Source organism: Aminobacter sp. J44 (assembly GCF_007829415.1).
Lineage (GTDB): Bacteria > Pseudomonadota > Alphaproteobacteria > Rhizobiales > Rhizobiaceae > Aerobium.
This window is the reverse complement of record NZ_VLJG01000027.1, coordinates 1-14153: the sequence shown is the minus strand read 5'-3', so window position 1 is coordinate 14153 and position 14153 is coordinate 1. Positions and strand designations below refer to the sequence as shown.

General features: G+C 62.8%; 16 protein-coding genes and 1 pseudogene. 7 read left to right on the top strand and 10 right to left on the bottom strand.

Annotated features, from left to right (window positions below):
• Nucleotides 1-91 precede the first annotated feature (91 nt).
• The 9 genes and pseudogenes from L610_RS11870 to L610_RS11830 form a co-directional block, all read right to left on the bottom strand.
• Entirely contained in the window at nucleotides 92-1204 is a 1113-nt protein-coding gene (locus L610_RS11870) for a sensor histidine kinase (protein ID WP_245261106.1), read from the bottom strand.
• Nucleotides 1155-2657, bottom strand: a complete 1503-nt coding sequence (locus L610_RS11865) for an ATPase domain-containing protein (protein WP_144705341.1) — start codon at nucleotides 2655-2657, stop codon at nucleotides 1155-1157. Before L610_RS11865 ends, L610_RS11870 begins: the two co-directional genes overlap by 50 nt.
• Before the next feature lie 131 nt (nucleotides 2658-2788).
• Entirely contained in the window at nucleotides 2789-4633 is a 1845-nt protein-coding gene (ftsH, locus tag L610_RS11860; RefSeq protein ID WP_186441447.1) for an ATP-dependent zinc metalloprotease FtsH, read from the bottom strand.
• Between the two features lie 15 nt (nucleotides 4634-4648).
• Nucleotides 4649-6015, bottom strand: a pseudogene (locus L610_RS11855) (Do family serine endopeptidase).
• Between the two features lie 103 nt (nucleotides 6016-6118).
• Nucleotides 6119-6484 (bottom strand): SPW repeat protein, encoded by a 366-nt coding sequence (locus L610_RS11850; protein ID WP_028034386.1) that lies wholly within the window; start codon nucleotides 6482-6484, stop codon nucleotides 6119-6121.
• Nucleotides 6485-6516: 32 nt separating this feature from the next.
• A complete protein-coding gene (locus L610_RS11845) occupies nucleotides 6517-6837 on the bottom strand; it encodes a DNA-directed RNA polymerase subunit omega (RefSeq protein ID WP_028034387.1) in 321 nt (106 codons plus the stop codon).
• Nucleotides 6838-6846: 9 nt separating this feature from the next.
• On the bottom strand, nucleotides 6847-7605 hold the full coding sequence (locus L610_RS11840) for an ETC complex I subunit (RefSeq protein WP_028034388.1): 759 nt from the start codon (nucleotides 7603-7605) through the stop codon (nucleotides 6847-6849).
• Nucleotides 7606-7677: 72 nt separating this feature from the next.
• Nucleotides 7678-8187: an Hsp20/alpha crystallin family protein gene (locus tag L610_RS11835; protein ID WP_028034389.1), complete on the bottom strand. Its 510-nt coding sequence runs from the start codon at nucleotides 8185-8187 to the stop codon at nucleotides 7678-7680.
• Nucleotides 8188-8284: 97 nt separating this feature from the next.
• Complete coding sequence (locus L610_RS11830; RefSeq protein ID WP_028034390.1) at nucleotides 8285-8761, bottom strand: Hsp20 family protein; 477 nt, start codon at nucleotides 8759-8761, stop codon at nucleotides 8285-8287.
• Between the two features lie 1097 nt (nucleotides 8762-9858).
• Here L610_RS11830 and L610_RS11825 point away from each other — a divergent pair.
• Nucleotides 9859-10905: an IS110 family transposase gene (locus L610_RS11825; protein WP_028034391.1), complete on the top strand. Its 1047-nt coding sequence runs from the start codon at nucleotides 9859-9861 to the stop codon at nucleotides 10903-10905.
• 201 nt (nucleotides 10906-11106) lie between these two features.
• Here the strand turns inward: L610_RS11825 and L610_RS11820 are convergent, their stop codons facing one another.
• On the bottom strand, nucleotides 11107-11325 hold the full coding sequence (locus L610_RS11820) for a helix-turn-helix domain-containing protein (RefSeq protein WP_028034392.1): 219 nt from the start codon (nucleotides 11323-11325) through the stop codon (nucleotides 11107-11109).
• A 155-nt stretch (nucleotides 11326-11480) separates the two neighbouring features.
• Between L610_RS11820 and L610_RS11815 the strand changes: the two genes are divergently transcribed.
• From L610_RS11815 to L610_RS11790, 6 genes are all read left to right on the top strand, one after another.
• Nucleotides 11481-11729 carry a helix-turn-helix transcriptional regulator gene (locus L610_RS11815; protein WP_047166147.1) on the top strand — a complete coding sequence of 83 codons (249 nt, stop codon included), beginning with the start codon at nucleotides 11481-11483 and terminating at the stop codon, nucleotides 11727-11729.
• 117 nt (nucleotides 11730-11846) lie between these two features.
• On the top strand, nucleotides 11847-12107 hold the full coding sequence (locus L610_RS11810) for a DNA -binding domain-containing protein (RefSeq protein WP_144703713.1): 261 nt from the start codon (nucleotides 11847-11849) through the stop codon (nucleotides 12105-12107).
• Nucleotides 12108-12283: 176 nt separating this feature from the next.
• On the top strand, nucleotides 12284-12559 hold the full coding sequence (locus L610_RS20535; RefSeq protein WP_246658946.1) for a transcriptional regulator domain-containing protein: 276 nt from the start codon (nucleotides 12284-12286) through the stop codon (nucleotides 12557-12559).
• The gene (locus L610_RS11800; RefSeq protein WP_246658945.1) at nucleotides 12549-13043 is read left to right on the top strand and encodes a DUF2285 domain-containing protein; all 495 of its coding nucleotides are present in this window, start codon (nucleotides 12549-12551) and stop codon (nucleotides 13041-13043) included. Before L610_RS20535 ends, L610_RS11800 begins: the two co-directional genes overlap by 11 nt.
• Before the next feature lie 136 nt (nucleotides 13044-13179).
• Nucleotides 13180-13461, top strand: a complete 282-nt coding sequence (locus L610_RS11795; RefSeq protein ID WP_144703707.1) for an AlpA family transcriptional regulator — start codon at nucleotides 13180-13182, stop codon at nucleotides 13459-13461.
• Nucleotides 13462-13481: 20 nt separating this feature from the next.
• Nucleotides 13482-14153, top strand: a 672-nt coding sequence (locus L610_RS11790; RefSeq protein ID WP_144705338.1) for a replication initiator protein A, incomplete at its 3' end; no start/stop codon positions are given.

The following is a 14153-nucleotide window of genomic DNA, read 5'->3' as shown; positions in this document are numbered from 1 at the left end:
AGCAATGAGGCTTCTTGCGGCACAGAGCAGATGCTCAGGCATACTCGTCTCCTGCGGAAGCGGGCGGTCTATCCGAGCCAACGGAATGATCCTACGCCCCGAGAGGTCCGACCGCAGGTATCCTGGCCGGGACTCCGGCGATGCCAGCCGAAGGCTGTTGCTCCAGAGACAGGGTCAGGCCGAACTCCAATCCAGACGGCTGAAAATCAAAGGAAAAGCCTGCTCCCTTGCGACTACCCAGCATACGCTGGATCAGCTTGGTTCCGAAGCCTTGCCGGCCAGGCTGCGTTACGGAAGGACCGTCGCGCTCGACCCAGCGCAGAGCGAGTTCCAGTTCGGTGTCGTCTGCTCGTATTTCCCAGTTGACCTCGAGCCGACCGGCTGGGGTCGACAGGGCGCCATATTTGGCGGCGTTCGTCGCTAACTCGTGAAACGCCATCCCAAGCGCCAGGGCGAGATCGGGCGGCAATTCCACTTCCGGGCCTTCGAGCTGAATACGCATGCCGTCGCCGAACGGACTGAGCTCGCCCCGCAGAATCTCCCTGAGCGGCACGGCCTGCCAATCACCAGCAAGCAGCAGGTCGTGGGTCTGGGCCAGCGACTGGAGGCGCGCCGAGAGGATGTCCCGGAACTCGGCGACGCTGCCCACGGCGGTCGTCGGCGCCCGGATCAGCGCCTGCACGGTGGCGAGCATGTTTTTAACACGGTGATGCAGCTCGCGGATCAGGATTTCCTTGTGCTCCTCAGAGCGCCGGCGTTCGTCCAGGTAAAGCTCGGCCTCGCGCTGGCGCCGGCGCGCCCGCGCCGCCGAGCGCACGGCATTGACCAGCACGTTGGGGTGGAACGGCCGCTCGAGGATGGTGACGTTGCCGAGCAGCTCGACCAGGCGCGGATCGGGGGCCGCACCGCGGAAGGTGAGGAGGACGAAGGGGAAGTCGGACCACGGCGGCTGCGAGTTGATCCATGCCGCCAATTCCTGCCGGTCCGCGCGGAGGAGCCCTTCCGCCGAGACCACAGCACAGCTGGCCTCCGGCAGGTGTTCGATGAGTTCCGGGATAACCCGGACGGCGCGCGAGGTAATGCCCACGTTGCGCAAGATAGCGGAGGCTACCTCTGCATCGCGGCCCTCGGGCGTGAGAAGCAGGACGCGCCCGCTATCCGGCGGCATCGCGTTGCCTGATGAGTGTCTGGTCGTCGCCTTCATATGCCGGGACGCCGGTTAGCACTCCGCGGAACGTGGTCAGCGCCTCGCCTACCCGGATGCCGCCGGCGTCGATCATGAACTCGCGGATGGTGCTTTCATGCGGACCGGTGCGCTTCTTGATCGCCGAGGCGGCGCGCCGAATGCGGCCGCCGGCCTCGAAGAAGCGCAGCATCAGCACGGCGTCGCTAAGATAGGTCAGGTCGAGCGGCGAATGCATCTGCCCTACCATGCCGCTCTGCGCGAGGATAAGGATGCTCACCACGCCCTGTTGGTTGAGATAGGTCGCCAGCTCGTGCATCTGCAGCAGCAGGAACTGCTCCTCGGGCATCGCGTTCATGTATCCGCTGAGGGAGTCGATCACGACCACCCGGGCGTCGTGTCCCTCGACCGCGTTGCGGATCCTGCCGACGAGTTCGCCCGGCGACAGCTCCGCAGGGTCCACGTGCTCCGCCACAAGCGCGCCGGCGTCGTGGAAGGGCTGGAGGTCCATTCCGAGGCCGGCCGCCCTGCGGAAGAAGACGTGCCGCGTCTCGTCGAAATTGACGAAAAGGGCATGCTCGCCGCGCTTCAGCGCAGCGTAAGCGAATGCGAGCGCCAGCGACGACTTGCCCGAACCGGAGGGGCCGGCGATCAGCGTCGTAGTGCCGCGGTCTAGTCCGCCGCCGAGCAACGCGTCGAGCTCCGGCAGTGCGCTGGAGGCGGGTTCCGAGTCGAAGGCGCGCTGGTGCTCCTGGGCGACGAGGCGAGGAAACACTTGCACCCCGCCGCGCCGAATGATGAGGTCGTGATACCCGCCGCGGAAATGCGTTCCACGCATTTTGATGACCCGGACACGCCGCCGCTCCACACCATAGATGGGCGCCAGTTGCTCCAGCCGGATGATGGCGTGGGCCAAGCTGTGAAGATTGAGGTCGTCAGGTCCGGCCGCGAGATCGTCGAGCAGGAGAACTGTCGTATTATGGAGCAGGAAGAAATTCTTCAGCGCCAGCACCTGCCGCCGGTAGCGCAGGGAGCCCTGTGACAACAGGCGGATTTCCGAGAGGCTGTCGAAGACCACGCGGGTGGGCTTGACCCGCTCGGCCTCTGCCAGGACCATGCGCACCGTCTCCCCGAGTTCCAGCTCGGAGGAATGGATCAGTGTCTGCTGGTTGCTCGGATCGAGGCTCAGTTCGGGCGGGATGAGCTCGTAGATTTCGAGGCCGGAGAGATCCCAGCCGTGTCGCTCGGCTACGGCCAGCAGCTCACGCTTGCTTTCGGATAGCGTGATGTAAAGACACCTTTCGCTGCTGCGCAGGCCTTCGAGCAGAAACTGGATGCCGATCGTGGTCTTTCCGGAACCTGGCTGACCCTCGATGAGGTGAGCACGGTTGGCGGCATAGCCACCTGCCAGGATGTCGTCCAGGCCCGGCACGCCAGTAGGCACGATGACTGCGTCCCCAGACAATACGCTCATTCAAACCCTTAGCAACTGTCGTGAAATAGTTGATATTGGGGCGTGAAAGCTGGTGCAAGCACCAAGCTTGCAAGCTCTCGAAGCTGCGGCAAGTCGTCGCGATGCAGGTTTGGCAGATCCACGCTACGTCCTCAGCCGGATGGAACCACCTCACGCGCCGGCGCATCAACGTCGACCAGCGCGCGGAGTTCCGCTTCGTCAAGCGTCTCCTTTTCCAGTAGACGGCGGGCAGTTCGTTCCAGCAAATCGCGGCGTTCGGAAAGCAGCGCGACGGTCCTGTCGAACGTCTCGTCGACGATCCGGCGTACCTCCGCGTCCACCGCGGCGGCCGTTTCATCGGAATAGCTGCGTTCCTGTGGACCGTAATAGGGCTGGTCGGTGGCCAGGAAGGAGCGCCGGTCCTTCTCCAGCGCGATATGGCCGAGCTTCTCGGACATGCCATAGCGCGTGACGATAGCTCGGGCGATGTCGGTGACCTTCGCCAGATCGTCTGCGGCTCCGGTTGAGAGGTGGCCGAAGGCAATCTTCTCCGCCGCGCGACCACCAAGAAGTACCGCCATCTTGTTTTGCAGTTCTTCAAGAGTCATCAGGAATCGGTCCTCGGTCGGCCTCTGGATGGTGTAGCCCAGCGCGCCGATGCCGCGCGGGATGATCGAGACCTTGTGGACCGGATCGACGCCCGGCAGCGCCATCGCCACCAGGGCATGCCCCATCTCGTGATAGGCCACGATCTCGCGTTCCTTCGGGTTGAGCAGCCGGTTGCGCTTCTCGAGCCCGGCCACGATGCGCTCCACCGCATTGTTGAAATCTTCCATTGTCACGGATTCCGCCTTGCGGCGGGTGGCGAGCAACGTGGCCTCGTTAACGAGGTTGGCGAGGTCCGCTCCCGTGAATCCGGGAGTTAGTGCCGCGATTTTCTCCGGCTCGACGTCCGGCGAGAGCTTGGCCTTCTTCAGATGGACACTCAGGATCTGGACGCGACCCTGCTTGTCGGGCCGGTCGACCAAAACCTGACGGTCGAAGCGGCCGGCGCGTAGCAGCGCCGGGTCGAGGATTTCCGGCCGGTTGGTCGCGGCCAACAGCACGAGACCAGTGGAGGAGTCGAAACCGTCGAGCTCGACGAGCAACTGGTTGAGCGTCTGCTCTTTCTCGTCGTGGCCGCCCGCCATCGGGCCGATGCCGCGGGCGCGGCCGAGCGCGTCGAGCTCGTCGATGAAGATGATGGCCGGCGCCTTGGCGCGCGCCTGCTCGAACAGGTCGCGCACGCGAGCGGCGCCAACGCCGACGAACATCTCCACGAACTCCGATCCGGAGATGGAGAAGAATGGCACGCCGGCCTCTCCCGCGACGGCCTTGGCGAGCAGGGTCTTGCCGGTGCCGGGCGGGCCGACGAGCAAAACGCCTTTGGGCATCCGCCCTCCAAGGCGGCCATAGCCTTGGGGATCCTTCAGGAAATCGACGATCTCTTTCAGCTCTTCCTTGGCCTCGTCCACGCCGGCCACGTCCTTGAAGGTGACGCCGGTGTCGGACTGCACGTAGATTTTCGCCTTCGACTTTCCGATCTGCATCAGCCCGCCGCCGATGCCGCCGCCCATGCGCCGGATCATGAACATCCAGATGCCGACGATGAGGGCCACTGGGATGATCCAGGACAGAAGATCGCGAAGGAAAGTGCTTTCGATCTGGCCGGTGACCACCACGCCGTGCTCCTGAAGCTGACGCGCCAGATCGGGCTCGACGCGGGTGGTGATGAACATCGGCCGTCCATTCACCGGCTCCCTGAAGGTGCCTTGGATGAAGCGGTCGGAAACAGCGACCTCGGCGATCCGGCCCTGTTCGAGATAGGTCTGGAACTGGCTGTAGGGGATCTGCGCCACCTGCGTGGCCGTTGTGAAGAGATACTGAAACAGCATCAGCGCGAAGAAGGCCGCGATCCAGTACCCGATGTTGAACTGGGTTTTCTTGTTCATTTCCATGGTCGCAGCTCCCGTTCACCTCACGACTAGCAGGAGACGGCCGCCGTCGCGGATCAGCTCCAGCGCCAGTATGGTGCGCTGGCCCGCAATCGCGCCGCGCAAATCCGCCACGGAAGAGACCGGCGACCTGTTGACCGCCACGATCATGTCTCCGGGACGCAGGCCAGCCCGTGCTGCGGGGCTGTCGGGCAGAATGCTCTCGATGACTACACCGTCGGCTCCGGCCTGCTGCGCCTCGGGCGGGGAAGCATCCCGCATCCGGGCGCCATCGAGCGGCGTGCCGGACAGATCGGCCGACGTGCCGGTCTCCGCGGCGATCTTGGCGCTGACGACCTGCTCGCTGTCCCCGCGTCTGATCGTCAGGCCGATCGTGCTGCCGACCGGGGTGAGGCCGATGCGGTTCCTGAGGTCCGTCGCTCCCTGAACGGGATGCCCGTCGATCGCGGTGACCACGTCTCCCACCTGCAAGCCGGCCMGCYSGGCTSGMSATTGGCGATCACAGCCCCTCGCAGCTCGCCGAGCTGGAGCGCCTCCGCGAGATCGGGTGTGAGGTCTTGTATGCCGATGCCCAGCCTGCCGCGCCGCACCTCGCCGTGCTCGATCAACTGGTTCATGACGGAAACCGCCATGTTGCTGGGCACCGCGAATCCGATACCGATGTTGCCGCCTGCTGGGGTGAGGATCGCCGTGTTGATGCCGATGAGCCTGCCGTCCAGCGTCACCAGGGCGCCGCCCGAGTTTCCGGGATTGATGGAGGCATCGGTCTGGATGAAATCCTCATAGCCGTCATTGCTGATGCCGCTGCGGCCAAGCGCGCTGACGATGCCGGAGGTGACCGTCTGGCCGAGGCCGAAGGGATTGCCGATGGCGACCACATAGTCGCCGACCTTGAGGCGGTTGGAATCGCCGATCTCCAGCGCGACGAGATTGCTGCTCTCGACCTTGAGGAGAGCGATGTCCGTCGCCTGGTCCGAACCGACAAGCTCGGCGCGCAGGCGACGCCCGTCCTTCAGCGTGACCGTGATCTCGCGGGCGTTGGAAACCACGTGATGGTTGGTGAGCACATGGCCATTGGCCGCGTCGACGATCACGCCGGAACCGGCGCTCATGCGCTGCCGCGGGGGCGGCGCTTCGGGAAGATCGAAGAAACGTCGGAAGTACGGATCGTTGTAAAGCGGATTGGATGCCGCGGGCGTCTCCGAGACGACCGAGATGTTGACCACGGCTGGCGTCACCCGTTCGAGCACGGGGGCAAGGGTGGGAAGCGCTCCCGCAACGCCCGGCACGGCCTGCCCAATGGCCGCGGACGGCAGTCCCGCGAAGGCGAGGGCCGCGCAGAATGTGATGATGGCCGGACGCAGGGTTATGACACTCCTGAACATGAGCGATCTCCGTTTTTGACCAGTCGGCTGATGTCCTCCTTTCCGCCTGAGGTCAGACGGAGAGTGCGAATAGGCCCGGCGCACGGCCGGGCCATTTTTGACGTCAAGCTGTCGAATATGGCTGGTTGCTGCCGAGCCACAGGCTGACTGCGGCCAGGGCCGCGGCGATGAGGCCGGCAATGACATGCGCCGCCATCGCGGCCGTCACGGCCGAGAAGCCCAATGCCCAAGGCGCGATCACGGCCCAAAGGCCGAGCGCAACGTTGGCCCATCCCTCTACCTGATGGAACGCGAAGAGCGCGGCGACCCCGATCAGCGTCACGGCGGCGCCGACGACCCAGGCATTCCACGCGGCATAGGTTTCGGCCGAATAGCCGAGATACCAAGGTGACAGCAGAAGACCGAGACCGGCGACGATATTGACGATATCGAAAGCGGTCCGGTTGTCGGAGTTCAGAGACTTTAGCATCGTTCATTCCTCACTGTCGGTTGGTTGCGTCATCAATGAACCGTCTCCCGCTGACGGGAGGCGGGTGCGGCAGCGGCGCTTCCGCAACCGCCGCCGCGAAGCCTGGAACCCGGACCGGGAGGAGGAAGAGAACGCCTTCCGCCCGGATCGAGCAGAAACGGTGCAAGCTCGTTGCGCGTAAACACGCCGGCTGCAATCTCATGCAGCGCAAGATCGGTCACACTGCCATTGTCCGCATCGAGCCTTGGCTCAGCGCCCCGGCCGAGCGCCCGGGTGCGCGCGGCGGCGGCAAGCGTCAGTGCAAACCTGTTCGGCAGAGCCTTCTGGCAATCGAAGACGACATGCGGGTCCATCGCTGCACCTCACGCTGCCTTTCGTGCGCCTGAATCATTCCGATCGGCCGCAACTCCTCGTTCGAGTGCGAGCAGCGCCTGTTCGACCTCGTCGAGGCGCGATGGCCGGTTGTTTTCAGGCATGCCCTCGTTGGTGGCCTGGTCGATCAGATACTCCGTCAAGGCCCAGTTCATAAGGATCGAACGCTTGGCCTCCAGCGTCAGCGTTGGATCATCGACCACGCCCATGGGCGTTGCCCAGCTTTCCGGACCAGGCGGATCGTTGCGGTTCGCCGCGCTATCGAGCGCGCGCCCATAGCTTTCCTGAAGAGCCGAAAGGCCGAGCCGGTCCAAGGTCGCGTCGGAGAAGGCGTGCATCCGCCTTCCGTCATGCACAGGCGCTTCATCGGCTGGCCGGCGGTCTGCAGCAATCTGTGCGTCCGGAGCTTGGACCACATAGGTCAGTCCCTGCCGTTCGGCGTAGTTGATCGCGGTTTCCAATGACGGAAAACTGAGCTCGACCTGGGTCAGCGTATCGTCGCCGCCCGTATAGCCCATAAGCGGCTCGATAAAAGGCGCGGTGCGCCGCTCGAAGGCGAGGCGCCAGCCCTTCGTGCGCGCCTTGCCGGAGGACATTACCGAGCGGGATGGTTTGTAGATGCGCGCGACCGCGTCCTCCGGAAAAAATGAACTTGCCATCGAAAGAGGCCTGTGCCGGTTGTCGTTGCACGGCCAACTCGGCGGAACCTGCGTTTTCGGCGTTTGCTCTATCTGTCCTACAATCTCCATCGTTCATCCCTCCCTGGTTGGCGAAGGATGCGCCGGCGGCGGCCGAATGGCCCGCCGCCGGCCTGCCATGCGTCAGCTCTTGATAGCGATGCGCTTGACCCGCGACTGCGCCTTCTCGCTCTTTGGTAAGGTCACCGTCAGCACACCATTCCTGAAACGTGCATCGACCTTGTCTTCCTGGAGCTCGTAGCCGAGCGGGATACGGCGCTCGAAACGGCCATAGAAGCGCTCGGAGAACTGCCTGTCCTTGTCCTCCGTCTCGGAGCGCTTTTCGCCACGCAGTGTCAGCACGCCGTCGTTGAGCAGGACTTCGATGTCCTCCTCCTCGAGCCCCGGCACCTCGGCCGTCACCTTGATCTCCTTCTCGCCGTCGGAGATTTCGACGTTTGGCCAACTCCCGCCGAAAGCGGAGACACCACCGAAGGATGGCAGGCTGGAACCGAAGCCACGGAAGACATCATCGAACAGCCGGTTCACCTCACGATGCAGCGACAGGAACGGATCACGCTCGCCATCGCGGAAGAGGCTCGGGGGCTGGTTTCCGTTGTTTCGGCCCCACGGAATCAGATCACGAACACTCATTGTTTTTCTCCTTCCGGTTCACTGGATTGCAAAGCTTCCCCGTCGGCGCCGAACGGATTGCCCGGCGCCGGGTGCGCGAGTTGCGATGGGGACGGCCTTAGGCGGCCTGCTTTTCGGCTTCGATCTGCTTGGTCTCGACCTTGGGGAGCGACTCGCCCGCCGCGATCTCGATCCGGCGCGGCTTCATCTCTTCGGGAACCTCGCGCTTGAGATCTATCTTCAGTAGACCGTTGACGAGGCTCGCGCCCACGACCTTTACATGGTCGGCCAGCTCGAAGCGGCGCTGGAAAGCGCGTCCGGCGATGCCGCGATGCAGATACTGACCGTTGTCCTCACCAGCCTTCTGACCGGACACCATGAGCATGTTCTGCTCCTGCGTGATGGTCAGCTCGTCCTGGCTGAAGCCGGCCACCGCCATGGTGATGCGGTAGTCGTCCTCGCCAGTCTTGGCGATGTCATAGGGAGGCCAGTTGTCGATGGTCTCGACGCGGCTCGCGGCTTCGAGCGCGCTCAGCATTCGGTCGAAGCCGATGCTTGACCGGAACAGGGGAGTGAAATCGAAAGTGGTTCTCATAGCCACATCCTCCTTTGAGCAACATGGATACAAGTCCTTTGTCGCCGACTGCTCTCTCGCATTCACACGACATGCCGGCCCCGAATGGGCATCCGGCAGAAGACGATTTAGTTCAGTTGATTGGTTGTTCAAGAGCCCTGCAGGCGCCCCGCTTGAAATGGGCAGCCGAGGTTTTGTCTGTGTCAGGGGCATACAGCAGGCCTGCTTCCCCGGCCTATCCAGAAGTAGCCGATCTGCCTACGCCCCGAACACGTCATTCGGCCATCAACGTGCCAATGACCGCTCATTCCGCTTTGCTTCCGTCCCTCAGCAAAGCGACGTTTTGTCTTCATCCGTGTGCGCTGGTCGAACCATTTCACTCTTCTCTCCAAACCAATCTTGAATACTTCTGACACGTTAGCAGCGCGTTTCGATGACGCGTGGAACCGTGCACCAGCAAGCCGTGCCCTCGCACCACAGAACTTTGCGGGAACGGAATTTGGCATGCTTTGTTTCGTATCATGACGAGAAGGGATACGGATGCAGATGAGACGGGACACGAATTTTGAGGTGTCGCGCGCAATTGGCGCGGGCATCGGAGAGAGATTACCCGACAGCTGCAAAGGCATCCCGCCTTTGCATTGCCTACCGGATCCGAAGACATGTTCCGGCACCTACTCGAAAAGCTCGATCACGTTGCAGGCGGCGATGCCATGAGGTCATTTGCATCCCGTTCCGGCGCGCAGCCACAGTAATGCTGCGAGCCGGAACGACCTCCCCCCAGCCGCTCGGCCGATTCTGGCGCGAGCAACTCCAGATGCAACGAGAATATCTCTGCGCCATACATTCGCTCGGGGACAGACGCTTCCAAGGATGATTTTCCCCCCAGGTGTGACGATCCTGGATCTACCTTGCAAGCAAGTGCCCGGGTATCCCCATGAACGAAGATCTCAGCGCGTGGCAGTGGCCGTGACGTCAGGAACTCCGGAGCCGCTTGCAGCCGGCGCTATCGTTCCAGCGAACATGCCAGGAACGACTGAAATAGTCGTAGTTTACAAAACCGTCCGAAGATTGGTTATGAGAACTGCCGGTCCTTGATTCGAAGAAGGGGATTCGGAATGTCTCAAAGCTATTATATCGGGCTGGATGTCTCGGCCCGCAGTGTCAATCTCTGCGTCGTCGATCACGATGGCAACGTGGTGCATGAACGCAAGCTTTTCTCCGATCCGGAAGAGATCGCTCAGCATATCCTGTCACTTCAGTTTCCGATCGTCCGCGTCGGTCTCGAGGCGGGGATGTTGTCACAGCATATCTATGGGTCGTTGGCGGAAGCCAACATTCCGGTTGTCTGCGTCGAAACCCGACACATGAAAGCAGCGCTGGCGGCGCAACTCAACAAGACAGACCGGCACGATGCGCGCGGGATTGCGCAGATGATGCGCGTCGGACTGTTCAAGCCGGTGCATGTGAAAACGCCCAACAGCCAGCGTCTCCGCACCATCCTCACCGCGCGGCAACTCCTGCGGAACAAGCTGCAGGACGTCGAAAACGAAATCCGCGGCCTCATCCGAAACTTCGGCTATCACCTCGGCAAGGTGACTGCTCGCGACTTCGAGTCTCGGGTGCGCGAGTTGATCGCTGACACGGACCTGCACACCGTGGCCGACGCTTTGCTGCTGGCGCGGCGCGGGTTGCGAGAGCAATTTGGCCGGTTGGATGACATGCTTGTCCGGTTAGCCCGCCAGGATGAAGTGACACGCCGGTTCATGACCGTTCCCGGCGTCGGTCCTCTTGTCGCACTGACGTTCCGGGCGACGGTCGATGTTCCGGCCCGCTTCACGCGCTCACGCACTGTCGGCGCCCACTTTGGACTAACACCACGCAAGCTACAATCCGGCGAAGTCGATCGCAACGGACGGATATCGAGATGGGGCGATGAGATGATGCGAAGCCTCCTCTATGAGGCCGCGCAAGTGCTGCTGACGCGCGTGAAACGGTGGTCGGCGCTCAAGGCATGGGGTGCACAGATCTCGCGACGCCGAGGCCACAAGAAGGCAATCATCGCGTTGGCGCGGAAAATCGCTGTGATCCTCCATCGCATGTGGATCGACGGAACGGAATTCAACTGGGGCCAGCGGCCGGAAGGCGCAACTCCATCGGCATAAAGATTCGATCGGGTTGCTGCTCGATCGAGGCACTTCCCGTGAGGGGACGGGGAACGGCGAGCGCGCAAATACGACTTGACCGCCAAGGCCGATGCCGAGGTGATGTCGCAATTTAGATTGTCCCGCCGGTTCCTCTGATCCCATCCTGTGGCGGTCTTGTACCGACCACGAAGAGAAGCATGATCCTCGCGGGTGTGCCGCTCAAACCTCGTCGTCGGGCTCGACCAGATCGACGTGGCTGACGCCGAGGGCCTGGGCGAGTTCATACAGCGTAATCACGGTCGGATTCCTCCGCCCACGTTCGAGGCTGCTGAGATATTGCTGGCTGAAGCCGGAACGTGCTTCGACCTCTTCCTGAGTCAGGCCCTTCTCCCGACGCAGGCGGGCGAAGTTCCGGCCGACCAGTTTGCGCATGTCCATGCGCAGGAAGATCGCGATTTACATACTATGAGTTTATCAACTATAGTATGTAAAATGTCCGCTCGAGAGTGACGGGTCTCTCGCTACTGGGTTGGTCCGAATAGAGAAGTCGTAGTTCTGGAGTGCGCGCCGGTCGCAATGGGAGGTGATCATGCATGATCACCGCCCGACAGTCGCGGGCCGCGCGCGCCTTGCTGGGTTGGACACAGGAGACGCTTGCTGACAAGGCCCGTGTATCACTGACCGCGCTCAAGCGCCTCGAATCCGAAAGCGGTCTCGAGGTGTACGAAAGCACGCGTGATCAGGTCCGTAGGGCTCTCGAAGCAGCCGGTGTCGTCCTCTTGTCGACCGAGCGTGGACACGGAGTGCTGCTGGTCCATGATGGTGGTGACAAAAAGCGCTGACAGGCAAGCGGCAGATGCCGTGTTCCCTCCGAGCGATATTCTCCCAAAACACACAATCCTGGAGTATCTGGTGTTACCCCACGTCCTGCAGTGGGCAGCACGCACCAGGCAATTGACATGCCCCCGATAGAACCCTTCGAGGATGCACCGCCGGTCTCCAGCGAATTAACCGCCTACGACCGTGCCCATATCAAGCTGTACATGCGACTGCTGGATGCCGCTGCCGATGGTGCCGAGTGGACCGAAGCCGTTCATATCCTGTTTGGCATCGACCCCGCTCTCGAGCCGGATCGCGCGCGCCGGGTCCATGATGCTCATCTGGCGCGCGCCAAATGGATGGCGCAGACCGGTTACCGTCATCTTCTCTGGAAGCGATAGGTCTGATGTTCGAGTCATGCGCGGCGTACGGAGACACGCGGGGGAGATACGGCGTTTCGCGGCCTGTCGGCAGATTTTCCGCATTGCTGGCCGCCCCGTCATGCTGCTGCAACAGATCTTGTCGTAAATAGCTCGGCGAAAAATCTGACCTGCGCTTTGCACGTGAGGAGGGACGGGTGCGACCGGACACTTCCCATTGGCGAGACGGTCGTCGCTATGAATTCTTCGACACGCTCTCGGTCGAAGGGCTCGCATGGGAATGTTTGCGGCGGTTTGAACGCTACCAGGAGCATTATGGCGAGCTCGTCGCCATGAAGGCCGAAGATCATCCCTATTCAACCGACGCCCAGCGTCACTGGGGGTTGCGATTTCCCGGCTCGTCCGAGCCTTTCCGCGCTTCGCCAGGACGTCCTATGGTCGCCTCTCGCCAATCCGGCGGTCTTGCTCATTGACAACGCTCCGGAATTTCTGCCGCCGTCTCCGTCGCTGGCCGCGCCTGCTGCCGTTCGCCCGAGTTCGGAAGGTCTTCATGCCATCCATCGCGGCGGCATCGTCGCGCAGATCCTGCTGCTGTCGGGCCGAAAAACCGATAGAGCCTCGGCTGTCATCCTGCCACTCGACGACGATCTGCCCGATCGGGTCGAGGCAGTGCTGCGGCTCTGGCAAGCGCTGAGCGCGCGCGCCGTTACGCGCGACGGACGCATCACGCCGTACCAGCATCGACGTATCCGACTGATGATGCGAGCCGCCGACGGCCGGGCCAACGGCGCTACCTATCGCGAGATCGCCATCGCTCTGTTCGGCCCCGAGCGGGTCGCGGCCGAGCCCTGGAAAACCTCATCTTTGCGCGATGCCGTGATCGGGCTGGTCGAAAGTGCCGGGCCGCTCATCAATGGCGGCTATCGCAAATTGCTACGGCATCGTCGCCGATCCTGAGCGCGCTTCGACGCCGGGGGTGGGGATTGTGCGCCTGTTATCTTCCCCATCCACCCCGCCTGCATTCCTTCGCCACCGTGATCGCGATCCGCCGTTGCTCCGCAGCGGCGCCCGGCAACGCCACGGAGGCCCGACAATGCGACCCAATCTCGCCGCCCTGCCGCCACGCTACCTGCGCACCAAGGAAGCGGCGGTGTTTCTCAGCCTTTCGGCGCGCACGCTGGAAAAGCACCGCACCTATGGAACCGGCCCGGCCTATCGCAAGCTCGGCGGGCGCGTCGTCTATTCGGTGGCTGATCTCGAAGCCTGGGCTTCGCGCGGCGCGGTTACTTCAACCTCCGATCCGCGCGGACAGGTTCTGCCAGCCAAACGGCACACGCCAGCGGCCTGTGGGTCGGCCGGCGGCATCAATCGCTGACCGGCGCGCGAGGATTATCCATGGCGATCCGGCGACGTTCCCCGTCCGAGCGCGAGCAGCTCGACCTGTTCAGAGCGCTTCCCGGTGACTTCGCACCGCGGGACGCGCAGGACCTCATGGCGTATCCATTCTTCTCGCTCGCCAAATCACATCGCATCACCCCGATCGACTTCACCGCCGGAAAAATTTCGATCCGCGTCGAGGCGGTTGCCGACCACGGCATGGCAACGATCTGGGATGCCGATATCCTGATCTGGGCTGCCAGCCAGATCGTCGAAGCGCGCGATACAGGCCTGCGCACCTCGCGGCTCATGGCGGCGACGCCCTATGAGATTCTCACCTTCATCGGCCGCGGCACCAGCCTGCGCGATTACCAGCGTCTCAAGGCGGCGCTCGACCGGCTGCAATCCACCACCATCTCGACCACAATCCGCCAGCCCGCCGAAGGACGGCGACACCGCTTTTCCTGGATCAATGAATGGCAGGAGCGAACCGACGGCAACGGGCGCCCCGACGGTATCGAACTGATCGTGCCGGACTGGTTTTATCGCGCGGTTCTGGACGATGCGCTGATCCTGACTATCGATCGGGCCTATTTCGATCTGACCGGAGGACTCGACCGCTGGCTTTACCGGCTCGTGCGCAAGCATGGCGGCCGGCGGTTCGATTTTCGTCATCTGCACCAGAAGTCC

Coding starts and splice junctions, on each gene's coding strand:
- L610_RS11835 (WP_028034389.1), bottom strand. CDS start 8,187: ATGAGTGTTCGTGATCTGATTCCGTGGGGCCGAAACAACGGAAACCAG.
- L610_RS11850 (WP_028034386.1), bottom strand. CDS start 6,484: ATGCTAAAGTCTCTGAACTCCGACAACCGGACCGCTTTCGATATCGTC.
- L610_RS11820 (WP_028034392.1), bottom strand. CDS start 11,325: ATGGACATGCGCAAACTGGTCGGCCGGAACTTCGCCCGCCTGCGTCGG.
- L610_RS11815 (WP_047166147.1), top strand. CDS start 11,481: ATGATCACCGCCCGACAGTCGCGGGCCGCGCGCGCCTTGCTGGGTTGG.
- L610_RS11840 (WP_028034388.1), bottom strand. CDS start 7,605: ATGGAGATTGTAGGACAGATAGAGCAAACGCCGAAAACGCAGGTTCCG.
- L610_RS11870 (WP_245261106.1), bottom strand. CDS start 1,204: ATGAAGGCGACGACCAGACACTCATCAGGCAACGCGATGCCGCCGGAT.
- L610_RS11795 (WP_144703707.1), top strand. CDS start 13,180: ATGCGACCCAATCTCGCCGCCCTGCCGCCACGCTACCTGCGCACCAAG.
- L610_RS11830 (WP_028034390.1), bottom strand. CDS start 8,761: ATGAGAACCACTTTCGATTTCACTCCCCTGTTCCGGTCAAGCATCGGC.
- ftsH (WP_186441447.1), bottom strand. CDS start 4,633: ATGGAAATGAACAAGAAAACCCAGTTCAACATCGGGTACTGGATCGCG.
- L610_RS11810 (WP_144703713.1), top strand. CDS start 11,847: ATGCCCCCGATAGAACCCTTCGAGGATGCACCGCCGGTCTCCAGCGAA.
- L610_RS11845 (WP_028034387.1), bottom strand. CDS start 6,837: ATGGACCCGCATGTCGTCTTCGATTGCCAGAAGGCTCTGCCGAACAGG.
- L610_RS11865 (WP_144705341.1), bottom strand. CDS start 2,657: ATGAGCGTATTGTCTGGGGACGCAGTCATCGTGCCTACTGGCGTGCCG.
- L610_RS11825 (WP_028034391.1), top strand. CDS start 9,859: ATGTCTCAAAGCTATTATATCGGGCTGGATGTCTCGGCCCGCAGTGTC.